24 protein-coding genes and 1 other RNA gene are annotated in these 25683 nt (G+C 40.9%); 4 read left to right on the top strand and 21 right to left on the bottom strand.

The window, feature by feature from the left end; all coding sequences use genetic code 11:
- Positions 1 to 50: 50 nt before the first annotated feature.
- On the bottom strand, positions 51 to 1658 hold the full coding sequence (locus NML76_RS09205; RefSeq protein WP_049492366.1) for a ribonuclease Y: 1608 nt from the start codon (positions 1656 to 1658) through the stop codon (positions 51 to 53).
- A 234-nt stretch (positions 1659 to 1892) separates the two neighbouring features.
- On the opposite strand from NML76_RS09205, the gene NML76_RS09200 reads away from it, so the two are divergent.
- Entirely contained in the window at positions 1893 to 2375 is a 483-nt protein-coding gene (locus NML76_RS09200; protein ID WP_049474465.1) for an S-ribosylhomocysteine lyase, read from the top strand.
- A 229-nt stretch (positions 2376 to 2604) separates the two neighbouring features.
- On the opposite strand, the gene NML76_RS09195 is transcribed toward NML76_RS09200, so the two are convergent.
- From NML76_RS09195 to NML76_RS09175, 5 genes are all read right to left on the bottom strand, one after another.
- Complete coding sequence (locus NML76_RS09195; protein ID WP_254733349.1) at positions 2605 to 4029, bottom strand: cell division site-positioning protein MapZ family protein; 1425 nt, start codon at positions 4027 to 4029, stop codon at positions 2605 to 2607.
- Between the two features lie 11 nt (positions 4030 to 4040).
- Positions 4041 to 5198, bottom strand: coding sequence for a class I SAM-dependent RNA methyltransferase (locus NML76_RS09190; protein WP_070594449.1), 1158 nt, complete (start codon positions 5196 to 5198; stop codon positions 4041 to 4043).
- A gap of 66 nt (positions 5199 to 5264) precedes the next feature.
- Positions 5265 to 5630, bottom strand: an RNA gene (rnpB, locus tag NML76_RS09185) — RNase P RNA component class B.
- A gap of 19 nt (positions 5631 to 5649) precedes the next feature.
- Positions 5650 to 5988 carry a cell division regulator GpsB gene (gpsB, locus tag NML76_RS09180; RefSeq protein ID WP_045760266.1) on the bottom strand — a complete coding sequence of 113 codons (339 nt, stop codon included), beginning with the start codon at positions 5986 to 5988 and terminating at the stop codon, positions 5650 to 5652.
- Between the two features lie 69 nt (positions 5989 to 6057).
- On the bottom strand, positions 6058 to 6585 hold the full coding sequence (locus NML76_RS09175; protein WP_254733348.1) for a DUF1273 domain-containing protein: 528 nt from the start codon (positions 6583 to 6585) through the stop codon (positions 6058 to 6060).
- Positions 6586 to 6649: 64 nt separating this feature from the next.
- On the opposite strand from NML76_RS09175, the gene recU reads away from it, so the two are divergent.
- Together recU and pbp1a are read left to right on the top strand one after the other, a co-directional pair.
- Complete coding sequence (gene recU, locus NML76_RS09170; protein ID WP_118398428.1) at positions 6650 to 7243, top strand: Holliday junction resolvase RecU; 594 nt, start codon at positions 6650 to 6652, stop codon at positions 7241 to 7243.
- Positions 7244 to 9358: a penicillin-binding protein PBP1A gene (gene pbp1a / locus NML76_RS09165; protein ID WP_021154545.1), complete on the top strand. Its 2115-nt coding sequence runs from the start codon at positions 7244 to 7246 to the stop codon at positions 9356 to 9358.
- A 432-nt stretch (positions 9359 to 9790) separates the two neighbouring features.
- Here the strand turns inward: pbp1a and pepC are convergent, their stop codons facing one another.
- The 13 genes from pepC to rsmH form a co-directional block, all read right to left on the bottom strand.
- Complete coding sequence (gene pepC, locus NML76_RS09160; RefSeq protein ID WP_009732326.1) at positions 9791 to 11125, bottom strand: aminopeptidase C; 1335 nt, start codon at positions 11123 to 11125, stop codon at positions 9791 to 9793.
- A gap of 67 nt (positions 11126 to 11192) precedes the next feature.
- Complete coding sequence (locus tag NML76_RS09155; protein WP_254733347.1) at positions 11193 to 11744, bottom strand: GNAT family N-acetyltransferase; 552 nt, start codon at positions 11742 to 11744, stop codon at positions 11193 to 11195.
- A 212-nt stretch (positions 11745 to 11956) separates the two neighbouring features.
- On the bottom strand, positions 11957 to 12781 hold the full coding sequence (gene nadE / locus NML76_RS09150; protein WP_003010362.1) for an ammonia-dependent NAD(+) synthetase: 825 nt from the start codon (positions 12779 to 12781) through the stop codon (positions 11957 to 11959).
- Positions 12778 to 14238, bottom strand: coding sequence for a nicotinate phosphoribosyltransferase (locus tag NML76_RS09145; RefSeq protein ID WP_254733346.1), 1461 nt, complete (start codon positions 14236 to 14238; stop codon positions 12778 to 12780). The genes nadE and NML76_RS09145 overlap by 4 nt, the downstream gene beginning before the upstream one ends.
- 140 nt (positions 14239 to 14378) lie before the next feature.
- Complete coding sequence (gene trxB, locus NML76_RS09140; protein WP_049474369.1) at positions 14379 to 15290, bottom strand: thioredoxin-disulfide reductase; 912 nt, start codon at positions 15288 to 15290, stop codon at positions 14379 to 14381.
- A gap of 58 nt (positions 15291 to 15348) precedes the next feature.
- Entirely contained in the window at positions 15349 to 15576 is a 228-nt protein-coding gene (locus NML76_RS09135; protein ID WP_003003995.1) for a DUF4059 family protein, read from the bottom strand.
- Between the two features lie 81 nt (positions 15577 to 15657).
- A complete protein-coding gene (locus NML76_RS09130) occupies positions 15658 to 16401 on the bottom strand; it encodes an amino acid ABC transporter ATP-binding protein (RefSeq protein ID WP_003003991.1) in 744 nt (247 codons plus the stop codon).
- Positions 16401 to 17201, bottom strand: coding sequence for an amino acid ABC transporter permease (locus NML76_RS09125; RefSeq protein ID WP_024054761.1), 801 nt, complete (start codon positions 17199 to 17201; stop codon positions 16401 to 16403). Before NML76_RS09125 ends, NML76_RS09130 begins: the two co-directional genes overlap by 1 nt.
- A gap of 196 nt (positions 17202 to 17397) precedes the next feature.
- The gene (locus NML76_RS09120; RefSeq protein WP_037608303.1) at positions 17398 to 18741 is read right to left on the bottom strand and encodes a DEAD/DEAH box helicase; all 1344 of its coding nucleotides are present in this window, start codon (positions 18739 to 18741) and stop codon (positions 17398 to 17400) included.
- Positions 18742 to 18875: 134 nt separating this feature from the next.
- Positions 18876 to 19868, bottom strand: coding sequence for a phospho-N-acetylmuramoyl-pentapeptide-transferase (mraY, locus tag NML76_RS09115; protein WP_003010371.1), 993 nt, complete (start codon positions 19866 to 19868; stop codon positions 18876 to 18878).
- A 1-nt stretch (position 19869) separates the two neighbouring features.
- Positions 19870 to 22152 carry a penicillin-binding protein PBP2X gene (pbp2X, locus tag NML76_RS09110; RefSeq protein ID WP_254733345.1) on the bottom strand — a complete coding sequence of 761 codons (2283 nt, stop codon included), beginning with the start codon at positions 22150 to 22152 and terminating at the stop codon, positions 19870 to 19872.
- Positions 22145 to 22480: a cell division protein FtsL gene (gene ftsL, locus NML76_RS09105; RefSeq protein ID WP_254733344.1), complete on the bottom strand. Its 336-nt coding sequence runs from the start codon at positions 22478 to 22480 to the stop codon at positions 22145 to 22147. The genes pbp2X and ftsL overlap by 8 nt, the downstream gene beginning before the upstream one ends.
- Before the next feature lie 11 nt (positions 22481 to 22491).
- A complete protein-coding gene (gene rsmH, locus NML76_RS09100; protein WP_003010377.1) occupies positions 22492 to 23442 on the bottom strand; it encodes a 16S rRNA (cytosine(1402)-N(4))-methyltransferase RsmH in 951 nt (316 codons plus the stop codon).
- A gap of 150 nt (positions 23443 to 23592) precedes the next feature.
- Between rsmH and NML76_RS09095 the strand changes: the two genes are divergently transcribed.
- Positions 23593 to 23772, top strand: coding sequence for a hypothetical protein (locus NML76_RS09095; protein WP_042759811.1), 180 nt, complete (start codon positions 23593 to 23595; stop codon positions 23770 to 23772).
- 101 nt (positions 23773 to 23873) lie between these two features.
- Here the strand turns inward: NML76_RS09095 and NML76_RS09090 are convergent, their stop codons facing one another.
- Positions 23874 to 25256: an amino acid permease gene (locus tag NML76_RS09090; RefSeq protein WP_021154532.1), complete on the bottom strand. Its 1383-nt coding sequence runs from the start codon at positions 25254 to 25256 to the stop codon at positions 23874 to 23876.
- 163 nt (positions 25257 to 25419) lie between these two features.
- Entirely contained in the window at positions 25420 to 25677 is a 258-nt protein-coding gene (locus tag NML76_RS09085) for a DUF896 family protein (RefSeq protein ID WP_254733343.1), read from the bottom strand.
- Between the last annotated feature and the right edge of the window lie 6 nt (positions 25678 to 25683).

Raw genomic sequence — 25683 nt, 5'->3', positions numbered from 1 at the left:
CTGATTTTTTCATTCAAAAAAGCTTGAGATGCTAGATCTCAAGCTTTTGTTTATTTTGCGTAATCTACTGCACGCAATTCTCGAATCACGGTAACCTTAATGTTTCCAGGATACTCAAGATTGGACTCGATCTTCTCACGAATATCATGAGCTAAGATCGTCACTTTATCATCCTTGATTGCCTCAGGGCTAACCATAATACGGATTTCACGACCCGCTTGAAGGGCGAAACTTGTCTTAACTCCTTCAAAACTATTTGCAATTTCTTCAAGATCTTGCAAGCGTTTGATGTAGCTTTCAAGTGACTCACTTCGTGCTCCAGGTCGAGCTGCACTCAAGGCATCCGCTGCAGCGACAATGACTGCGATGACACTTTCTGGTTCCACGTCACCATGGTGACTGGCAATGGTATTGACAACCACTGGGTGTTCCTTGTACTTCCGTGCCAATTCAGTTCCAATCTCGACGTGACTTCCTTCCACTTCACGGTCAATCGCTTTTCCGATATCATGTAAGAATCCTGCACGTCGTGCCAAGGTAGCATTTTCACCCAACTCGCTAGCAATAATACCAGAAAGTTTGGCAACTTCAATGGAGTGACGCAAAACGTTTTGACCATAAGAAGTACGGAATTGCAACCGTCCCATGATTTTCATCAAATCTGGATGGAGGTTTGGCGCACCAATTTCATAGGCAGCCGCCTCACCGTATTCACGAATACGATTGTCAATTTCCTGACGGTTCTTCTCAACCAGCTCTTCGATACGGGCTGGATGGATCCGACCATCTTTGAGAAGGCTCTCCATTGTCATGCGGGCAATTTCACGACGAATCGGATCAAACCCTGACAAGGTCACCACTTCAGGCGTATCATCAATAATCACATCGACACCTGTCAAGCTCTCAAAGGTACGAATGTTGCGACCTTCACGACCAATAATCCGACCCTTCATACTATCGTCTGGCAAATGAACGGTTGAGTTTGTTTGCTCAGCAACAAAATCACCCGCCATTCGCTGCATAGCTTGCACGAGAATGTCTTTTGCGATTTTATCAGAACGTTCTTTCACTTCCAATTCAGCATCACGAATCCGTGAGGCAATTTCTTTTGAAAGTTGCTCTTCCGTCTGACTCAAAATAATGTCACGCGCTTCTCCTTGACTTAGAGCAGCGACACGTTCCAGTTCTTCTACTTTCTTGTGTTCAAGCTCTTCCAGCTGTTGTTCACGCGCATCAATGTGTTTAGTTCTATCTGTAAGACTTTGCTCTTTGTGTTCAAGAGACTGTTCTTTGCTTGTTAAAATGTCGTCTTTGCGATCAAGATTGCTAGCACGTTCTGCCAAACGGCTTTCTAATTGCTTCAATTCTTGTCGTTCTGACTTAAACTCAGCATCGACCTCTTCACGATATTTTCTGGCTTCTTCCTTTGCCTCCAAAAGTGCTTCTTTTTTAAGTGAACTTGACTCATGCTTCGCCTCTTTTAAAATCAAATCGGCTTCGCGTTCAGCCTGTCCACGTAAATTCGTTGCTTCTTGTTCAGCATTCAAAAGGGTGAGTTCCGCAGCCTCTTTTGAAGCTTTCATTTTAAGAGCAGTTCCCACATATCCAATGACTAAACCAATGACCGCGGCAAAAACACCTGTAATAACAAAATTCATGCTTTTACCCCAAATCTATTTAATTAGTTGAATTAAAAATTCTTTTACATTTTACCATAAATTACTAAAATTAACAATCTAAAAAAACAGGAAAAACCTTTTATATTTTTGCTTAATGCTTATTCTTTTATCGTCTTTTCTTTCATGGAACATCTGTGAGGAATTCATTTATTTCCACTTTGTTGAATCTGCTTTTTTATGCTATAATCAAGAAAAACAAAGAAGGATTTGAGTATGACAAAAGAAGTAATTGTTGAAAGTTTTGAATTGGACCACACGGCGGTGAAGGCTCCCTATGTACGCTTGATTGGGGAAGAAACTGGACCCAAAGGAGACATCATCTCTAACTTCGATATTCGTCTGGTGCAACCCAATGAAAATGCGATTCCAACTGCAGGGCTCCACACGATCGAGCACCTTCTTGCGATGCTCATTCGAAAACGAATCGATGGTATGATTGATTGTTCCCCTTTTGGATGTCGCACCGGTTTTCATATGATCATGTGGGGACAACATTCGAGTACGGAAATTGCTAAAGTAATCAAAGATTCTTTAGAAGAAATTGCATCTGTCAGCACTTGGGAGGATGTCCCAGGCACAACTATTGAGTCTTGTGGAAATTACAAGGATCACAGCCTCTTCTCAGCCAAAGAATGGTGTCGCCTGATTCTAGACCAAGGAATTTCGGACGATCCGTTTGAACGTCATCTTGTTTAATACGAAAAAGAGGCTGGGACAAAAGTCCTAGCCTCTCAATTATTTTTGGATTGTCGAGCAAGACGCAGTGGTTGAGTGGGCTCTACTACGCTGATTCCATCAGCTTTTACAGCCCTACTCAACTGTGCGGAGGTGGGACGACGAAATCGAATTCTAACGAATTACCGATTTCTGTCCCACTCTCTTTTTTATTGTCATTTTTCCCAGAAAGGGGATGTCTGCTCAGGTATTAATAATCCAGAGCATCTGAATGACCTTTCCCGTTTCCTACGAAATAACCAGTCTTGGCATTGATACTAAAGAGATAGGTTCCATCTGGTTTGAAGAGGTTGTAATAGCCATTACCATTAATGATATTGACGCGCTCTAAAATGTATTGATTGCCAGTGATATGTCCACGTTTACGAGCAATGTTCAATACTTTTTCAAGGATCCCATCACCAAATACCCAAGCCGGGTTATTGACATCATTGATAGCTGCTTGGTTATATGGCACACGACTCAAGTTCCGCTGAAGTGGGACACCATCGCTTGGAAGACCGTACCCTGAATAGCCTGGGTTTGCCGTTCCTGCACTACCTGTAGCAGCATTGACAGCTGGGGCCGTAGGCGTTGCTGCTTGAGCTGGGGCTGGAGTTGCATTAGAAGTATCTGTACCACCTGTCCCTGTCACTGGTGCCGGTGTCGCAACTTGTTGTGAACGTCCTTGCGCAACCGCCTCATTCAATAAGCTATCTAATTTTTCATTGCCTGTCTTTGTTTCTGCAAAGGTCGCATCACTTTTCGCTTTGGCAGTTGCATCAAGAACTCCATCTTTGATGACTGGAGAACTAAATTGAGAATTCACTTTTTGAATAGCAGAAACTTGCTTCACAAGGTCTTCATATTTTGTTTTAGCCGCATTATAATCACTGCTTCCTTCTAATTTGTCCAGCAGTTTCTTCAGATTTTCCAAGTCTCCGAATTTATCATTTTTAAGAGCACTTTTTGATTCATCTACAAAAAAGGCATCGTAGGCTTTGGTAAACTCTTCCAATTTTTGAGCCTGTGTTTCACTGCTACTTGATTTAGAAGTAGAAGATGACTTGCTAGATGAAGACGATACAACAGTTGTACCACCAGATTTTCCACGACTGTGCATCCAGTTATAGGTCACAAAAATGGCCGACCCGACAATCGCTAGACCTAATGCAGAGTATAGAACTGCTTTGATTCGTTTACCCGCATTGCTTGGTGTTTCCTCAGGAAGCTCCTCTGCTTCTACAATTGGTTCAGTTGGTGTAGGTCCAAATTTAATCTTAGCAGGTAATTCTGTTGAGATAGCATCCATTTCAGGCCTTTGTTCCAAGACTGTTTCCGTTACTTCCGGTGCCTCCACTGCTTCAGCTACTTCAGCAACTGTTTCTGTAGCTGCCAACTCTTCAGCTTTAGCCAATTCTTCTTTGGCCAAAATTTTTGTATCGTATTTTTCAGCTTCAATTTCAGCTCGGTGTTGTTTGATGTATTTGTCTAAGACATTATCACCTTCCGTTACACCTGCTTCGATTTCTTCTGCCTTTCGATTGGCTTGCCCAATCGTCATCTCTTTAGCATCTTCAAACTCTAAAATTGATTCTGTTTCTTGCTCTAATGGCTTATTATCCTTCTCTGTCATAAAAATCCTTTCTATGCCTTTATCTGCCGTTTTACTCGTTCCCCAAAATATTGGTAGAGATCAACTTTTAGGGTTCCGTTATAAAGTTTTCGTTTTTTATCTGCTTTACTACCGAATTTAGATTCAAAACCTTCATCACTGGTTAAGATAAATTTACTCCAGGTTTTGAGAGGTGCAAATACGTGCCCCATTTCAGTATACAATTTCGTCACACCCTCATCATCGGATAAGCGTTCTCCATATGGAGGGTTGGAGATAATCACCCCGTTGATCTTATCTGAGTGAAGATCTTGGACTCGCATTTGTTTGAAAGTAATGTCACTGCTAACGCCCGCTTTCTGGGCATTTTCTTTGGCAATCTCAACCATCCGTGCATCGATATCGGTTCCCATAATATCCAATTCGATCTCGCGATTGATTTTTCTGCTTGCTTCTTGACGGACTTCATGAATCAAGCGATCATCCATCCAGTTCCATTCTTCAAAAGAAAAGGTCCGACGTAAACCAGGTGCCATATTTCTCGCAATCATCGCTGCCTCAATACAAAACGTTCCAGAACCACATGTCGGGTCAATCAAGGGCTTATCTGGATACCAGTTTGACAGTAGAAGAATTGCCGCTGCCATATTTTCCTTAATAGGGGCTCCCCCTTTTTCAGTCCGATAACCACGTTTGAAGAGGCTACTACCAGTGGTGTCAATCAAGACAGTGGCTTGGTCTTTAAGGATCGATACTTCGATCTTGAACTCTGCCCCATTTTCCATGAGAGGAACACCTTCTGGTCGGGCATAGTGTTTTTGTAACTTTTTAACCACTGCTTTTTTCGAAATGGCCTGAACGCTAGGTTCATTATGGAGTTTTGATTTGACACATTTAGCCTTAGAAATAGGAAAACGTGCTCCTAAAGGCAAATAGTTTTCCCAATCCAAAGCAAAGACACCTTGAAAAAGTTCTTCAAAGGTTTTGGCTGGAAAAGTCCCAACCACAATTTTCACTCGATCAGCCGCGCGCAACCAGAGATTGGTCTCTATGATTGCTCGACGGTCTCCTTGAAATTGAACCCGTCCATTTTCAACCTGGCAATCGTAGCCGAGATCGCGTAGTTCTCGACCAACAACAGCCTCTATACCAGCAGCGGCCGTTGCAATCAATTCAAATTGTTTTTTCATCTTATTCCTATCACTTTAAAAAAGGAGGTTGAGATCTCTCTCCACCTCATCAACCTATATGCAATTTTCTATAAGCCATGTTTTGTTCCAGAAATGACTAGGTACCATTTCTTTCGATAATCATCTGTCTACTGTTTCCAGTCAGAATGCTATGTTCGTTTCCACGCATTCCATGCCCCGACCAAAGTTTGGGTTGCTAGCTTGAGGGGTTTACCGCGTTCCACTTTTTAGGTTTCCCTAAAAACTACGTCACTGTGGCACTTTCAGAGTTACTAGAGCTTATCCTTAGACTTAGCTCCTTCACTCGCCGTAACTTGAATACCAAGTCCCTAGGCTTATGGATTCACCTAGCACAAACACTACAGGCATCACAGCCTGTGCTAGCATGGACTTTCCTCATGAGAGTATTTTCTCACGCGATTATCCAAAAATTGCACAATCTATGGGATTACTAATCGCGATCTACGATCTGTTTCCCAAAAACTTCTTTTTCCAAACGATTGAGACGTTTGAGTATATCAAAGTTCGTCGCTGTTGTCACTTGCGGAAATTCTTGCGTAGCGGTGCTAGCAATCGGAGATGTTTGTGGTGTTTCCTGTGCTTTTTGGGCAAGATCTTCACGAAGGCGGGCGTTTTCTTCACGCAATTCCTTCACCAAAGCAGCATAGGTTTCATAGTCTTTTATGACATCATCCAAAAATTCATTTACTTCATCTTTATTATAACCACGAACTTCTCGTTTGAAATCTTGATCAAAAATATCTTTCGCAGTAAAAATAATACTCGCCATTACTCTCTCCAATCTAGTTCATCATCTCAATTATATAAAAAAATGGTAAGAAAAATCAAGGTATAACACTTAGTTTTCGTAAAAATTTTCAGCAAGTTCATTTAAGTCATCAAAACTTAATTGTTTGACATAAAATGGTTCTTTTTCTACCATCATTTTGTAAAGATATTTTAAATTGGTTTCATTTTCTGGATCATAAAAAACATAAGCTCCATCCGCGTTATCTATCAAAAACTGATTGTATTCTTTTAGTTGACCCGGATTGCTATAGTGAGGATAGGCATATTTCACAAAATCCACCTGTTTGAAGCGTGCTAATAATTCCTGATTGCTTTCATTCCAATTTTCGCCAACATTCTCAAATAGGAAGATCGTCGCCATTTGAAAATCGTAATCTTTTTTTAATGCAAAGGCGACCTCTAGTACCCAAGCCTCAAATCCCAAATTACCAGAAAAGACCAGCCATTTCACTCCTTCTTCAAATAAACGACAAAGATCTCTTTCAATGGCTTTTTTGATAATGGTCAGTCGAGGGTCTTTATTGGAAAAGACGCCCACATCAAAACTCTTATAACCTGCAACAAGTATGGTATTCATTTTTTCCTCATTATTCTAATTTATGATATAATAGAGTGATGTAATTGTACCAATAAGGAGAACTATGGTCAACTATCCACATAAAGTAGCCAAAAAAACCTTGGTCTCTACACAAAGGAAACATCCAGTCGACTTTGCGAATCGTGGGATGACATTTGAAAAAATGATCAACGAAAGCAATCAATACTATCTTTCTCGAGGTCTAGCTGTCATCCATAAAAAACCAACACCGATTCAAATCGTGAAAGTGGATTATCCACGTCGCAGTCGGGCAAAGATTGTTGAAGCCTATTTCAGGCAAGCCTCAACGACGGACTATTCTGGAGTATACAAGGGACGCTATATCGATTTTGAAGCTAAGGAAACACAGCAAAAGCAATCCATGCCGATGAAAAATTTTCATCAACATCAAATCGATCATATGGAGGCGGTTGTCCAGCAAGGCGGCATCTGTTTCGTTCTCTTGCATTTTGCAAAGTTGAGTGAAACCTACCTACTACCTGCTCCTGCATTAATTCACTATTACAACATCGATCATGGTAGTAAATCCATGCCCCTCTCCTATATTCAGGAGCACGGCTTTCTAGTAGATGAGAATCGACTTCCGAGCGTTCCTTATCTTGATATTATCGAACAGAAACTTCTAGGCGGTATTTAAATGAATAAACAAACAGTCATTCAATGGTTGAAATATGTTGCGATTGCAGCCATTTCATTTTTCTTACTTTTATTTGTCCTTGGTGGACTGATATTTAGTTACTATGCTATGAAAGCACCAACCTTGTCTGAAAAAGATTTGGTTGCAACAACATCTAGTAAGATCTATGACAACCAAAATAACTTGATCGCGGATTTGGGGGCTGAGAAACGAATCAATGTCACAGCCAATGAAATCCCTACTGATTTGGTCAATGCTATCGTTGCGATTGAAGACCACCGTTTCTTCAATCACCGTGGGGTCGACATCATTCGGATCGGCGGTTCCTTCCTTCACAACTTACGAGGAGGAAGTCAAGGTGGGTCAACCTTGACGCAACAATTGATCAAGTTAACCTATTTCTCCACTTCAGCCTCTGACCGTACCCTCTCTCGTAAGATCCAAGAAGCTTGGTTAGCAACCCAACTAGAAAAGAAAGCAACCAAACAAGAAATCTTGACCTATTACGTCAATAAAGTATTTATGGCGAATGGGAACTACGGAATGCAGACAGCTGCGAAAAGTTATTACGGAAAAGATCTAAAAGATCTTTCGCTCCCTCAATTGGCACTCCTTGCGGGGATGCCCCAAGCACCAAACCAATACGATCCATACTCCCATCCTGAAGCAGCGCAACAGCGCCGAAACTTAGTATTAAAAGAAATGCTCGATATGAAGACCATTTCTAACAAACAATACGAAGCAGCGGTCAATACACCTGTTACAGATGGTCTGCAAAGTCTCAGTTCTTCAAGCAGTTACCCAGCCTATATGGATAATTACCTAAAAGAAGTGATCGAGCAAGTCGAAGAAGAAACGGGCTACAATTTGTTGACAACCGGAATGGATGTCTATACAAACGTGGATACAGAAGCTCAAAAGAAACTATGGGATATCTACAATACAGATGAATATGTCAATTACCCGGATGATGAAATGCAAGTAGCTTCTACCGTTATTGATGTCAATACTGGTAAAGTCATTGCTCAGCTGGGTTCTCGTCACCAATCCAGCAATGTTTCCTTTGGTACAAACCAAGCGGTTGAAACGAACCGTGACTGGGGTTCAACAATGAAACCAATCACAGATTACGCACCAGCTCTTGAACATGAGGAATATACCTCTACAGCAGCTACTACAACAGATGCGCCATACAACTTCCCTCATTCATCAACGCCTGTCTACAACTGGGACCGTTCATACTATGGTAGCATGTCCATTACCTACGCAATTCAACAATCTCGTAACGTGCCTGCGGTGAAGGCCCTGGAAAAAGTTGGTCTTAAACAAGCTAAGAAATTCCTCAATGGATTAGGGATCGATTACCCAGAAATGGTTTACGCCAACGCTATCTCGAGTAACACTAGCGATTCTAGCAACAAATACGGAGCCAGCAGTGAGAAAATGGCAGCTGCCTATGCTGCTTTTGCCAATGGCGGTACCTATTACAAACCATCCTATGTTAGTCGGGTTGTCTTTAGTGATGGCACAACCAAGGAATTTGAGTCCGAAGGAACTCGTGCAATGAAAGCAACAACTGCCTACATGATGACAGATATGATGAAGACAGTTCTCTTGTCTGGTACCGGTACAAATGCTGCCATTTCGGGAATCTACCAAGCTGGTAAGACAGGTACATCAAACTATGCTGATAACGAAATCGGTAAATTGACAAAAAATGCTTATTCAAATATTGTAACACCGGATGAATTGTTTGTAGGCTACACTCCTGAATATGCCATGGCAGTATGGACAGGTTATTCCAATCGCTTTACACCAGTATTGGATAATGGAATACAGGTCGCAACGGATGTCTACCGTCAAATGATGCTCTATCTTGCTAATAATAATAACTCTGGTCATACGGATTGGACGCAACCAAGTGGACTGTATCGAAGTGGTTCTTATCTCTACTTAAACAATGGTAAGAACAACTACAATAACTACTACTATGAGCCAAGTTATTCCACTGATCAGTATTCGTATGAAGAACCATCGTCTAGCTCTTCGAACGAAGAAAATCAATCTAAACCATCTGAGCCTTCTTCGCAAGACTCTAACAATCATAACGAATAATAGAATGGAGAAGTCGGGCTTTTGCCCGGCTTTTTTTAAAACAATGGTTAAAAAACCAGAACGAATAAAATCTGATTTATTTAGTTAGACTTCCCAGCTTTTTTATTTTTGAGTATATAAAAAAAAGAGCCTTTCGGCTCTTATTAGAATGTAGACAAACTATTTTAAAGCAAAATAAGTTAAGTGATTCTGCAAAAAACAAAATTGAGTTCCAATATTTAAATCGATTTAAGAAAATACTGAAACTTTCCGCTGTGAGAAAAGTGCTTGAAACGTTATTGTTTCAGGCACTCGGAATTATTGAGACCTTAGACTCAATAATTAGTCATGGAACTTTAAAGAAGTTCGCTGACGTCCGTACTCACCTAAGGAAAGTTTTTAAGATATTTTGTCTTCAATCTGAAAAGAGCCTTTCGGCTCTTTTCTATATCATTATTTTGCTAAAGCTCCCATTGGATCCCACGGTGCTAGGACAATTGGTTCTGCTTCATAGGCTGCTAATTCGTCTGCTGTTAGGAATTCTTTACGAACCACGATTTGATAGGTATATTCATCCATCCAAGCATCAGAAGCCACAAAGTAACCATCTGTACCGACCTTGTCTCCCCATGAATTTTCAACCTTCCATTTACGAGGCTGACCTGCTTCGTCTAAATCAACCCCTGTCAAGACCATAGCGTGTGTCATGAGACTTTCTGCATAGTCCAAGCGACCCGCCTTGTCTTGTGTCAAATGAATGTCCATGCCTGCTTCAAAATCGTAGACATCTGTTGCCAGGATTCCGGCTTTACGGTTGCTGACTTGGCCTACATCTGAACCAAACCAGACAGTTTCTCCTGCTTTCATTTGAGCAATAGCTAATTCTTTCAATCGATCCATTGGAACATTTAGGTAGCGGACTGGACGGCTACCAACCACATTGCCCAGCATATCTACGGTGTAAGATTTTCCATATGGCTTATCTGTAGTTGGGGCATTGATAATGGAGACGTAATCGTCTAATTGAAGGTCTACATATTTTTTGTAGAAGCTTTGTGGAGTTAAGCCACTTTCGGTATGGAATTGGTTGTCCTTATCACGGTATGAAAAGTCAAATTCACGCGGAGGCAATCCTAAAGACATAGCCAAGAAGTTAAAGATTTCTTGCAACAACGCTTGTTTCTTGCTCGCAACTGCCTCACTATCTGCGCCTGAGTGAATCAAGTCACGCAAGATTTGCGCATCTTGACGCAAGAGTTTATTGAGGTAGGTGTTCAATTCCCGGCTATTACTTGAAGAAATCGATTCCGGATAAACTGATTTTGGAACCACTCCGTATTTCTCAAAGAGGGATACCACCATATCCCATTGACCACCATCTTGTTGTGGGGTTTGTAGGAGAAAAGCCACCTTACGGCTGGTCAATTCTTGATCTGCTGTAGCAATCACTTGCTCCAAAAACCAGTTTGATTTTTCATACTTATCCCAAAAGAAAGTATGTGCTTGAGACAATTCAAAATCCTCCAATTGGAAGCTTGAAATCATCTTGTGACGGAAGGTATTTAAAGCCGCAAACATCCAACAACGTCCAGATGCTTTTTGGTTTGTCACCTTATCCTTGGTCAAATCAAGTGAAAAAACTGGTGTATTTTCTACTGCACTCTTGCGCGTTTCAAGCGATGCATGGATCCCATTGTGGGTAACAGCATTTTCAAGAGCCGCATATTTCACATTTGCTTCATAATTAGCATAGAGCTGGTCTGTAAATTCTTTCGTTAATTCTGACATAGCAATCTCCTTTTTTCATTATTTACTATTATAATCCTTTGAGCAGAATCTTCAAGTAAAAATCACCCTATAGAGAGGGATTCTGTTTAGAATAGATGATTTTATCCCCGCAATATCCTTTGCGTTGAATGGCATGAGGGATGGTTTCTACATACTGCATTCCTGCCTTTTCCATGACTTTCCCTGAAGCAGGATTTAAACTGACATAAGTGGCTTTGATTTCTTTAAATCCGACTTCGTTCAATAAGAAATCCAAAACAGCTTTGACGGCTTCTGTCATGAATCCCTTCCCCCAGAATTTCTTGCCAAGGATATAACCTAGCTCGCATGATTGACTTTCCTGGTCTTGAGAAACCACACTAATATCTCCAATTACCTGATCCGGTGATGTTTTCAAACAGATCGCCCATTTATAAGTATCTGGTTTAATATACTGTTCGATCCATCTTTTGATCGATTCTCTGGTTCTCTCAGTAGATGCATGGGCATCCCAGGTGACATATTTCAGGGTTTCAGGATCAGAAGCCCAATTTTCAAACATCGCTGATGCATCCTCCAAAACGAAAGGCCTCAAGTATAAATGCTCTGTCTCTATGACAAGACTTCCAAGATGCTTCATAGATTGTCTCCCTTCATTTTTTCATGCAACTTGAACTTTGCAAGTTGGTTACTTTAATATAAAAGAAAAGGACGGATGAAACCGCCCTTCTTTTTGATGCTTTTCACAATATTGTATGGTGAGAAGACTACGAAATCGAACTCTACGAGTTACCGATTTCTGTCTCGTTTTCCTATTTTAAGACTCGGGCTAAAAAGGTCCAGTGGACCTTTTTACTCCCAGAAATGATCAAATACTGTGATTGGCAGGTGGCGTTTGTGTTGGCCTTTGTACCACCATTTTTCAATAGTGGCTTGAGCTTCTGGGCTCACTTGTTTGCCTTCTAGGTAATCATCGATTTCATTATAGGTGACACCCAGTGCTACTTCATCTGCTATTCCTGGTTTTTCTTCTTCCAAATCTGCTGTTGGGATTTTCTCATAAAGAGCAGGATCGGCTCCTAAGGCCTTAAGCAATTGTTTTCCTTGGCGTTTATTCAAACGGAAAAGGGGTAAAATATCTGCACCACCATCTCCAAATTTTGTGAAGAAACCAGTAATATTTTCTGCAGCATGATCCGTTCCAATCACCGCTCCGCTGCGTGCTCCAGCTAGAGCATACTGAGCAATCATGCGACTGCGAGCCTTAATATTGCCTTTGTTAAAATCAGAAACCTCTGTTCCAGTCGCTTCTACTGCTCGTACCATTTCGTCAGCAGACTCCTTGATATTCACAACCAGGCTAACATCCGGCTGGATAAAGGCCAATGCTTTTTGTGCATCTGCTTCATCTGCTTGTACCCCATAAGGAAGACGAACGGCAATAAATTGATAGGAGGCATCTCCTGTTTCTGCACGCATTTCTTCCATGGCTAATTGAGCTAATCGTCCAGCAAGAGTTGAATCTTGTCCTCCTGAGATCCCTAATACAAATGTTTTCAAGAAGGGATGTTTTTTTAGATATCTTTTTAAGAAATCAACCGAGCGGCGAATCTCTTCCTGAGGATCAATGCTAGGCTTGACACCCAATTGTTGGATAATCTCTTCTTGCAAACTCATTTTGCTTCTCCTTCTCCATTGGCCTTGTTACGCATTTCCTCGATCAGATCCATCTTATCCTGCCAAATATCTTTGGCCAAGTCAACTGGGTAATGCTGTGGATTGAGAACGCGCTTGTATTCATCCCATAATTGATCGTAATTTTTACGAGCATATTCTTGAATTTCTGATAATGTTGGCAGTTGATAAACCAATTGACCCTCTTTAAAAATATCCACTAAAAGAGGAACCGCCTCAAAGTTTCGGACTGTTTTATTAATGTAGGTATAAGTTGGATGGAACATTTTAAGTTCTGTCAGTTGTGAAACATCTACTCCATCGTAAGTGATGTAGTCCCCTTCTGACTTACCTTTTTCACGGCTGGTAATCCGCCAGACTTGCTTTTTACCTGGAGTAGAAACTTTCTCTGCATTATTGGAAAGCTTAATGGTATTGATCATCTCTCCTGCTTCGTTTTCAACAGAGACAATTTTGTATACCGCTCCAAGCGCTGGTTGATCGTAAGCTGTAATTAACTTGGTTCCTACACCCCAAACATCAATTTTTGCTTTTTGCATTTTTAAGTTGAGGATGGTATTTTCATCCAAGTCATTAGAAGCGTAGATTTTAGCATTTGTAAACCCAGCCTCATCTAATTGCTGGCGAACCTTTTTAGAAATATAGGCAATATCTCCTGAGTCAATCCGGACGCCTAGGAAATTGATCTTATCTCCCATTTCACGCGCTACCTGAATAGCTGCTGGTACCCCAATACGAAGAGTATCATAGGTATCGACGAGGAAGACACAATCTTTATGGGTTTCCGCATAAGCCTTAAAGGCCTGGTAATCATTTCCATATACCTGTACAAGAGAATGGGCATGGGTTCCTAAAACCGGGATTCCAAAGAGTTTTCCTGCACGAACATTACTAGTCCCATTGGCACCTCCAATGACTGCTGCACGAGTTCCCCAAATGGCAGCATCCATTTCTTGCGCACGACGTGTTCCAAATTCCATCAAAGGTTCATCTTCAATGACTGAACGAATACGAGCAGCTTTTGTGGCTATCAAGGTCTGAAAGTTGACGATATTCAAAAGGGCTGTTTCCACCAATTGACACTGAGCTAGAGGGCCCTCTACCTGAACAATTGGTTCATTCGCAAAGACTAAGTCTCCTTCTTGAGCCGAGCGTACCGTCAATTCCAACTTGAGATCACGGAGATATTCCAAGAAGTCCCCATGATAACCAAGTGACTCTAAATAGGCAATATCGCTCTCAGAAAAACTCAAGTTTTCCAAGTATTTCACAATTCTCTCTAAGCCAGCAAATACTGCGTAGCCGTTTTTAAAAGGCTGTTGACGAAAATACACTTCAAATACGGCATGTTTATTGTGAATACCTTGATCAAAATAGACTTGCATCATGTTGATTTGGTATAAATCAGTATGCAAAGTTAAACTATCATCTGGATACATATGTATACCTCTTTTTTATTGATTTGTTCTATGAATTCCTACCATAAAATTAGTACCATTATAGCACATTTCAGCCCTATTGAATACTGAAAGGAAAGCATGAAAAAAATCTGAGACACAAACCTCAGATTTTTTAAGCATTAAAAGTTTTCTGTGATATATTTATAAACTTCTTGGCCAGCAATCGCACCGTCTCCGACTGCTGTCGTCACTTGACGCAAATCTTTTTGACGAACATCGCCAACCGCAAAAATACCTGGGACTGTGGTTCTCATATGATCATCCGTGACCACCCAGCCATTTTCATCTAAAATACCAAGTTCTGTCGCAAAATCACTGACAGGATCTAAACCGACATAGATAAAGACACCACCGAAGGCTTGCTCTCTAACCTCTCCTGTCTTCACATCTTTTAAAAGGACAGACGTTACTTTTTGTTCACCCTTAATTTCTTCAACAACCGTATTCCAAGCAAAGTGAATTTTATCATTGGCAAAGGCACGATCTTGAAGAACTTTTTGAGCACGCAATTGATCACGACGATGGGCAATGGTCACTGTTTTTGCAAACTGAGTCAAAAAGACAGCTTCTTCTACCGCAGAATCACCACCACCAACGACCAAGAGATCCTCATCTCTAAAGAAAGCTCCATCACAAACAGCACAGTAGGAAACCCCTCTACTATTTAGCTCCTCTTCACCAGGGACATTCAATGAACGGTGGTTAGACCCTGTTGCAATCACCACGGTTTTAGCTTCAAATTCCCCATCATCTGTGACAATCTTTTTGGTTGCTCCGTGGTCTTCGATGCGCTCTACCTGTCCAAACAAATGTTCCACACCAAGATTCTCTAAAGGCTCGAACATTTTTTCAGCCAAGTCTGGGCCACTAATATTCGCATAGCCAGGATAGTTTTCAATGTCAGACGTATTGTTCATTTGACCGCCTGGAATCCCTCTCTCAATTAATGCGACCTTTAAATTGCTTCGTGCTGCATAAAGGGCAGCAGTCATCCCTGCAGGACCTGCTCCAATAATCACTGTATCAAACATACTCAACCTCTTTCTGTTTTGTTGTAACCATTATAATTCTAACACGGTCTTTTTGCAATTATCGTGCTTGAAAGATAAACAAAATCCCTATGACCGCAAAGGTTAAAATAGGAATCGTCATGATATCAATTAAGAGGATATCATACAAATGGGCTTGTCGTTGCTTGGCTGTTTTATCTTTCTTCTTAAGGGCACGGTAGCCAATCCAAATACAAGAAGCGATCCCAACTAAAATCGTTGTCGTCACTAAACTTTGTAAATATAAGGACAATAATTTATTTAACATCACGACTCCAAATATTTTTACATTTTCAGAAAACAAACCCAGCTAGCATCGCCAGCTGAGTCTTACCTCTCCTCTATTATATCAAACATAGGTCCGTTTGTAACTAGCAAAGAATTCTTTTGTCCGTTCTTCTTTTGGATGTTGCATGATTTCCTCTGGTGTTCCAGATTCAATAATCCGTCCTTTATCCAAAAATAGGACCTTATCTGCTACTTGCGCTACAAAAGACATATCATGGCTGACCAGTACCATGGTTTGTCCTGATTTTGCTGCATTGGCAATGGATTTTTCAACTTCTCCAACCAATTCTGGATCCAAGGCCGAAGTCGGTTCATCCAGCAAAAGAACCTCTGGTTTCATGGCCAAGGCACGGGCCAAAGCCACCCGTTGTTTTTGTCCACCTGAGAGGTGACGAGGATAGTGATTTTCACGATCCGATAAGCCGACTTTTGCCAGTTCTTCTCGAGCAATTTTCGTTGCTTCTTGGTCGGATAAGCCCTTCACAACAATGAGCCCTTCTTTCACATTTTCAAGAGCTGTTTTTCTACCAAACAAATTAAACTGTTGGAACACCATGGCCAATTTTCTTCTTAAGGTCAAGATTTGATCTTGGGTAATGTGCTCAAAATCAACCTCGAAATCATCAATCTTAATTCTACCACTGTCTGGAGCTTCCAAATAGTTTAAACTGCGTAAGAAGGTTGATTTACCAGCTCCCGAAGACCCGATTAAGGCCACGACTTCCCCTTTTTGAATTTCCAAACTGAGATTATTTAAAACCTTTTGACCTGAAAATGTCTTTGATAATTCTGAAATATAAATCATTAGATCCGGACCTCCTGATCTGGTAAATCAATTGCTACGGGAGTCTCAATATCCAGTCGACGTTCAATGTGACGGCCTAGTATTTCAATGAGAATGTTCACAATCCAGTAAACAATCGATACCGTGATAAAGCGTTCAAAGTACTTCAAATCGCTCCCCCCAATAATCCGTGCTTGGGCAAAAATTTCAACTACACTGGCACTAAAGGCTAGCGAGGTCCCCTTGGTCAAGCCAATGAGAGAGTTGATTAAAGTAGGAGTTGCAACGACTGCTGCATTGGGAATAATAATCCGGCGATAAACTTGACGGTTGGTCATTCCAAGACTACGCGCTGCCTCAATTTCACCAGGATCCACTGATAAAATGGCTGCCCGGATGGTCTCACTCGCATAAGCCGCCTCATTAAAGGCAAGAGCCACAATTGCAAATAACTCAGCTGGAATGGCATTAATATTAAAAGCTGTTCCATAAGACTGATTGATCGCTTTTAAAATAAGAGGAATCCCATAATAGGTCAACATCAACTGAACCAACAAAGGAGTCCCCCGTAAAAAACTGACAAAAACAGCTTGAATCGGGTAAAGAATTCGTACACGATTAATTTTGACCAAAGCAAAAATCATGGCAAAAATAATTCCAAAAAATGCGCCTCCTAGGGCTAATAAAATCGTCACAGGCAATTTTCCTATGACAGCCGGAAATGCATCCAATACGGCTCTCAAACTAAACAGCTTGCTATCTGGAACGTGTTTTAAAAAGTCAGCATACCAGTTGGCAGCTAAAAGATTAGTTGTAAACATTTTTGTTACTTCCTTTCTCGAACATAAACATTCTATCACATTCACTATCGGAATTCCAAAAATTGCTACAGAAATAGAAAAATGATAGACTACTCAAATTTAGTCTATCATAATTTTAGACAAGTTCCTAATAGTTTTTCTTTATGGAGTTCATAAAGAAAATCTATGTTTTCTTCTGAACATGTGAAAGAAGGGGTTAGAAAGTTTGACGTTTGGCCTTTCGTTCCGCCCGACCACGCGCACGGTTTTCAGCTCGCTTAGCTTTTCTCCTCTTTTCATCAACTGCCCATTTGATTTTTTTCTTGTAGCCTGGTTTGATTTTTTTCTTTTTCTTCTTCACCAGACCAATCATTTCGATATCGAGTTTCTCTTGCTTTTTCTCACGATTGGCCCGTCTATCCCGATCATAAGTATCTTCAATAACCCCATTTTTCAACACTTTCGGTACGAAACGAATGCCCATTTTTTCTAGTTCACGGATATCTGAATCATCACTCGGTTGATAAAGAGTAATAGCGACACCTGGTAGACCATTGCGCCCTGTCCGACCGACACGGTGGACAAAGAAAGAAAGATCTTGTGGAATAGCATCGTTGATGACATGACTCACCCCTTCGATATCAATTCCACGAGCCGCTAAATCTGTGGCCACAATATACTCAAAATCAAGATTTTTAACCTGATTCATGATCCGTTTCCGTTCACGTGGTGGGATATCTCCGTGAATCTTTGCCACTTTCAATCCCTGAGCCACCAAATAGGCATGGAGATCATCTGCTCTCGTTTTGGTATTAACGAAAATCATGGCCAAATAAGGTTGCAAGGTCTTGGTCAATTGGTAAATTTGCTCATTTTTATCCCGACCCTTGGTGGAAACCAGCCAATTATCGATGGTATCTGAAATCACCGTCTTAGTCTTAATTTGCTCCATGACTGGGTTTGAGAGATATTTTTTCAAGAAAGGCTGCAATTTTTGCGGAATGGTGGCTGAAAAAACTAAAAATTGCAGTTGTTGCGGAAGACTTGAAGCAATCTTATCCACAGTAGACAAGAATCCCATGTCCAGTGTCATATCTGCCTCATCCACCACAAAAGTATGGGCCTTATGAATAGCCAGATCACCCGATGCAACCAGATCATAAATCCGGCCTGGAGTTCCAATCACGATATGTGGTTGTTTGACCTGCAGTTTTTCAATCTGACGGCTTTTATCCGTTCCTCCAACATAATTTACAATCCGAATCTCTTTTTCAGAATGACTAGCGATTTGACGAGCAGCTTGGTAAATTTGCGTCGCCAACTCCCGACTAGGAGCCGTGATGACCGCTTCTACTTGTTGGCTGTCTTCATTTAAGGTTTGAAAAATCGGCAAGAGGAAAGTATGGGTTTTCCCAGAACCTGTCTTTGACTCTCCTACCAAATCATTTCCAGCTAGGACAATCGGAATTAGTTTTTCCTGTACTTCGGTTGCTTCTCTAAAATTGATTTCTTTCAGTGCCTCTTGAATATAGGGCTTAAAATTAAACTCTGTAAATTTCATTTTCTCAGTTCCTTTCATGATCTCTATTATTATATCAGAAAAGCTGTCTTCTTGCCTCTCTTATGGGTCATTTTTCCTAACCAGCGAAGTCTCTCTGAGTCAGCAAAAAAACGATGGGCAAGCCCACCGTCGTTTTATAGGTAGAGAAGGACTAGAGTCACGACACTTGTCACCAAGGCAATGCTCCACATAAAGGCATCCACTTTCCATTCTGACCAGTTTTGCCCATTGCCAGAAAGGCCACCCAGTTCTAAATGATGGTGGAAAGGAGTCATTCGGAAAATCCGACGTCCTTCCCCGTAACGTTTCTTGGTCCATTTGAAATAGGTCACTTGTAGCATCACTGAACCTGTTTCAATGACATAGACCAGACCAATCAAGAGCAGCGTCCACTCGACATGCAAAGCCATTGACAAGGCTGCAAGCATCCCTCCAAGAGCTAGACTACCGACATCTCCCATAAAGATTTTAGCCGGCTTGTGGTTGAAGACAAAGAATCCTAGCAAGGCCCCAATCATACTCAAGGTGACAAAGAGAATGTCCCATTTCCCTTGCATATAGGCAATAAAGGAATAGGCACTCAGGCTAATGGCAACGGAGATGCTGGCTAATCCATCGATCCCATCTGTCAAATTGACAGCATTTGAGAAACCAACCAACCAAAATAAAGCAAAGAGAATGTAGAAATGGCCCAAGTAAAGTTCATATCCGAAAACATTCAAAAGGCTTCCTGCACCGTGGCGTTCAGAAAAAATATAGAAGATGATTCCACCAACAAGTTGAAGGGCCAATTTTTGTTTTGGGTTAAGACCTTCATTAATCTTACGAAAAACTTTTAAAAAGTCATCCAAAAATCCAACAATTCCATAAAGAATCAAGATAAATAGAATCAGTTGAACAGGGCGCGTGAAATTTCCAGTCAATACGGTAACGACAAAACTAACTAGAACGGCTGTAATGAGAAATACAACTCCACCCATTGTCGGAGTGCCAGCTTTCGCTTTGTGTTGTTTCACATCTTCGTGCATTTGTTGCCCAGAAATATGAGCACGATGGTAAAATCGAATAAAGGCTGGAATAGCAGCCACTGTTAATAGAAACGATACAAGGATCGTAGCAATATACATCTTAGTCTCCTAATGTTAACGTAATCTTTTTAGTTTTATTGAGTGAGGTGTTCATTTTGACACTTTGTTTAGTTACTTTCTTTCCACTACCTTTATAGGTAATCTCAATTCCAGTCCATTCTCCAAAGATGTCTGCATTTTTCTTGGTCCAACCATACATATCTGGAACCGCATCAAAGTCTTCTGTCAATAACAATACTTGTTGATTGGCTTTGACTTTAGAGCCAACATCCACAGACATCTTGCGGATATTTTTCCCAGTTCCTAGGACAATTGGTTGCACCAAATTGCGACGCAATTCCTCTGAATAAGCACCTGGGCTCAGATTTTGTTTCAGATTCAACTCCTTAGAGAGAGTTTCTACTGAAGGAATTTTGTAGGTCGTTTCTTTGGTCACATCATCCAACGTTGGTGCCTCTGATGTCAAATGCAATTCGTCTTTTAAAGCAACTGCATCTTCCAAAATAGGATTGACCAGTTCTTCCCAGCTGGTGGCTGAGAATTTCACTTCTGGTTGTTGGACCGTCACATACATGATGAATTCAGGATCTTCTGCAGGTGTCATGGCTACAACCGAGTTGATATAATCATTTTCTCCTTGCAAGTATCCTTGATCTGTCGCCATTTGGGCAGTCCCTGATTTCACCGCAACGATTTGACCGGGTACCTGAATGATGGGTCCATCACTGTACAAGGTTCCATACTCTGGATCTGTTCCGACGGTGATCATATAGTTCCGTGTCTGTTGCGCAGCTGATCCTGAAACTGGTTTTCCAACAACTTCTTTTTTTGATTTGCGGGCTGTGTCTGATTTTTTATCGTAAATGGCACTAATAAACTTCGGCTCTAACATTTGCCCATCATTAGCGATGGCACTAAAGGCCCGTAACATTTGAGTTTGACTGACGGAAATCCCTTGACCAAAGGCAGACATAGCTTGAGTAACATAGTTATCACCCGGAAGGCTTCCAAAACTCTCATCGCCCATGCCAAAACGGGTAGGGAGACCAAATTTGAAGCGGTGGAGGTAATTCATCCAGACGTTATTTCCCATCTTCTGCTCTAGCTTGGTCATCCCAATATTACTAGAATAGGCAAAGCCCTGTGCGATATTCATATAGCGACCTTCAGCCAGCCCCATATTGACATCCCAGTCACGGATGGTCGCATCTTTTACTTGTAGTTCGTTACTGTAGTATACTTCATTATAGGCTGGGAAAGTTCCATGATCAATCGCCGAAGCTAATAACATGACCTTCATCGTTGAACCCGGTTCATATTGATCTTGATAAAGGATGGTATTCCAGGTTTTCAAGTTTTTCAGATCCAGCCCTTGTTTGGTATCCGCATTATAGGAAGGACGTTGCGTTGTCGCAAGGATTTCACCTGTTTTTGCACTCACAAGAGTCGCACTAACATACTTTCCTTTTACTTTTTCTTGGAAAACATCCATACGTGTCTCAAGGTAGGTCTGCAATTCTGCTGAAATAGTCGTATAAACATCTTTTCCATCTTCTGTTTTGACAGAAACCTTATCTGAACCAGGAACGATATTGCCGTTTCGGTCTTTGTCATAGGTGATGACTCCATTTTGACCAGCGAGAATTCGATCGAGGGATTTCTCCATTCCTGATTGCCCCTTCAAGGTTTTATTCCCCTCTTTATCTTCTTGAAGAGAGGCCTGCCCTATAAATTGAGAGGCAAAAACTCCATTTTTATAGCTTCGATTTGGACTGGTTGTAAAGGCAACCCCTTCAATCTTCGCTGCTTCCATGGCCTCACGGATAGCTGTCATATTACTATAAGTAATGCCGTTTCCGTTCGATCCAAAAGAAACTTGTTTCAATTTCTTTTGCGACAACTGTTGAATGACGTAATCCTCATCCATCCCTAAGTACTGCTTAAAGATTTCTGCTACTTTTTTAAATTGGCTCTCTTCTACATAGAGGACTTTCCCAGTTGCTGATTTGTACTTTTTATCAATAACAGCATAAACGTTATAGGTCGTAGCATCTTCAGCAATTACTGCTCCATTTCGATCATAGATCGTTCCACGTTTTGCAGGAACAATAACCGTCTCCTCATGGACTTTTTTGGCTTGATCCGATAAGGTCACACCGAATTTTTTGTCAGTCCCAATAATCATTGCAAAATTAATCAGAAAGAGAAAAAAGAGGAAAATCGCCAGTACACTGAGATTTTTCCCAACTTGTTTTCGATTCTGATCCGGCAAGCGACGTTTCTTTATCGAATACCTGATTAAAAATTTTTTAAATTTATTCATCACTACTTGCACTCACTGTTTTTCGATTTTCTTTTTGCAGCTTCATTCCTTGGGAGCTAGCCAACTGTGATAAGCGGTCATAACGTGTTAATTCATTGACCTCTTGACGAACATCTGCCAATTCCGTCTTTTTGGCTTCTAGTTCCGTATTCAAATCAGTCAACTCACTCTGTACTTGTAAAATTCGTGTCTGCATAAAGACGATACTAATGGCTAAAATCACAGCTGTTAGGACAATCGACCCATAAAAAGCCTTTTCTACTCTAGAGAAACGGCGAAAGCGGTCTTGTAGTACCTGTGTTCTTGTTCTCTCATTTCTTGCTACCATATCAATTCCTCTTACTTGTGTATTTTTCGAGCAACCCGTAATTTTGCTGAATGAGATCGATTATTTTCCTCAAGCTCTTCTTCACTTGGCAAAATAGGTTTCCGGTTGACCAACTCCATCTTTGGTTTCAAATCATCTGGAATAAAGGGAAGCCCCTTTGGAACCTCAACTGTCGAAGCTTCTTTAAACAATTGTTTGGTCAATCGATCCTCTAACGAATGAAAGGTAATCACAGAAATACGACCATCGAGGGCCAACAAATCCATGGCTTGCTGAATTGATTCATCTGCAGCTCCCAGTTCATCATTGACTTCGATACGAATGGCTTGGAAAATCTGTTTAGCAGGATGGCCCTTTTTCTTGAGCTCCTTAGCTGGTTTAGCAGATTTAATAATCTCTGCTAATTCAGTCGTTGTTTCAATCGGTTTAATTGCTCGTGCTTGCTCAATTTTCCGCGCAATTTGCTTGGAAAATTTGTCCTCTCCATATTTGAAAAAAATACGGACTAGATCATGGTAATCGTAACTATTTACAACCTCATAGGCGGTCAAAGAAGCTTCTTGATTCATCCGCATGTCCAGTGGCGCATCTTTCTTGTAAGAAAATCCGCGTTCCCGTTCATCTAACTGAGGACTAGAGACACCTAGGTCATAACAGATTCCATCAATTTCAGTCACACCCAATTCATTTAGACGTTCCTTCAAATGACGAAAGTTATCCTTAATGAAGGTCACCATGCCTTTCTCGATGAATGGAGCTAAACGAATCTTAGCATTCTCAATTGCATGCTGATCTTGGTCAAAGGCATAAAGATGGCCCGATTCATTTAATTTTGTTAACAAATATTCGCTGTGGCCTGCCCCACCCAATGTGGCGTCTACATAGATCCCATCTGGCTTAACATCCAGCATATCGATCGTTTCATGAAGCAAAACCGTTACATGATGAAATTCTTTACTCATATCTTTACTATTTTACCACAAATGGGACCAAGATGCACTCCTGAAAGAAAATTCACTAACTAACCCTATCGGACCTTTTCAGATCCTACAAAATACTTAGAAAGGCTTGATTTCATTTGTTTCCTCTAGAATTTATGATACAATATTCTTATGAAAATAAGAAAACAGATTCTCATCCCACTTTTATTGGTCGATGCTATCGCTCTCTACTTTTTTCTAACCACTATTGAGGCTTGGATTTTTTGGCTTGCTGCCCTGATCCTAGTCGGTTCACTTTGGTGGTTCAAAAAAGCCATTCAAGGACAAAAAACAGAGATGGAAGAAAAATAATTTCTTCCATCTCTGTTTTTCTTTTAATCACTCCAAGAAATTTCTTAAAAAAAGCAAACTAGCTCTGAAATAAAAACTCACCTAAGGGTGAGTTTTGCGGTTTATTTACTATGTTTCCAATTGCTGTAAATCCCAAAAAGAATGATCCAGATGGTTGCTCCAATCGCTCCAATGTATGTTGATTCTTGCAAGAAGAGACAAACGAATACAAAGAGGAAGAAAACAATGGTCAATGGATTCAACACTTTATAGGCTGGCATGACAAAACCATCTGGCATAAATTCTTTCGATTTACGGTACTTAAGATGGGCAAGCATGGTCAAAATGTAAATAGCAATGTAGACACCAGAAGAAGAGGCCGTAATCAAGGCAAAGGCATCTGAGACACCTGGCAAGACATTGATAAAGGCAGAAACAGCAACCACAATCGCAGAAAAAATAATCGCGCGACTTGGAATCCCCATACGAGATAAGCTATTCAGTTTCAAACGATTCATCACTTTGCTGTTTGGTGTTTCTTTTGCAATCTGGTACAAGTGACGCCCTGTTGAATAGAGGGTGGAATTCAAGGAAGATGCAGCAGCTGTCAGTACAACAAAATTAATCAATCCTGCTGCCCACTTGATTCCAACCATCTGAAAGACCGTTACAAATGGTGATTTATTGACGGGAAGCTGTTGCCAAGGGAAAATAGCCATAATCGCCAACAAAGCCCCTACATAAAAGATTACAATTCGGATTGGAATTTCTTTAATGGCTTTTGGCAATACTTGGCGGGGATTAGCTGTTTCAGAAGTAGTAATTCCAACAAACTCGATCGCTTGATAAGCAAAGAAGACCATTTGGAAGGCCATGACGAACTTGACCCAACCATTTGGAAACATTTGAAAACCACTAGTAATATTGGTTAAACTAGCGTGTCCAGCTGGTGTTTCAAAATTCGTCGTCACCATAAAGATCCCTGTTGCGATCAAGGCTAAAATCGTGACAATCTTGATCATTCCAAACCAGAATTCAACCTCTCCAAAAACCTTCACAGCGATCAAGTTTACACAACTCAAAAGCGCTAAAAAGATAATTTGAATCTGCCAGGCTGGCCAATTTGGAAACCAAAGCTGGACATAGTTGGAAACAGCGGTGATCTCTGCCATTCCCAAAAATACCAAGGAGACCCAATAGGACCATCCTGAAAAATAACCCCAACCTTTTCCTAGATACTTGGTGATAAAGTTGATAAAGGTGTGTTGATCAGGGTCCATATAGAGCATTTCTCCGATCGCCCGCATCATCAAGTACATGAAGGCGCCAGTCAGCATATAGACTAAAATAATAGAGGGACCTGTCAAAGAAAGGGAACGACCAGCTCCAAGAAAGAGCCCTGTCCCGATGGTTCCTGCAATAGCGATCAGCTGAACATGCCGATTTTGCAGACCACGAACCATCCCATTTTCGGTTTCTTGACTAGGATGATGTTTTTTTGACATATGATTACTCCAATTCTTTTTCTGTACATTTTCAGAAAAGTATACTTCAAATTTTCACACAATCTACTATACCATGTTTTTAAAAATTGGTCAATCTGGTCCAGAATATTCTGAATTTTAAAGATACAAAAGAGTGCTGGAGTCTATTCCAGCACTCTTTTGATTATGAATTAGGATCATCGAGACTACGGCCATGCAAACCTTTTTCACGTTGCACTTGGCGTAGCTTCTCAGGTGTTACATCGTTACCTTCTTCATCCACAATTTTGATCCCTTCGATGTGGTGACGAACCGAACGACGATAACCTTCAATGTATTCTTCACGAAGTTTTGCTTGTTCCTCTGCTTCTTCAGGAGTCAAACCTTCTGTTTTTTTCTTTTTAGCCAGCTCATTGATCCGAGCGATTTTTTCAGGTGTCATAATAAA

Origin of the sequence: Streptococcus sp. CF8_Ac1-9, assembly GCF_024295565.1 — a bacterium.
Taxonomy (GTDB): Bacteria; Bacillota; Bacilli; order Lactobacillales; family Streptococcaceae; genus Streptococcus; species Streptococcus parasanguinis_X.
Note: the sequence above shows the minus strand (reverse complement) of the source record. Positions and strands in the feature narration are given on the sequence as shown.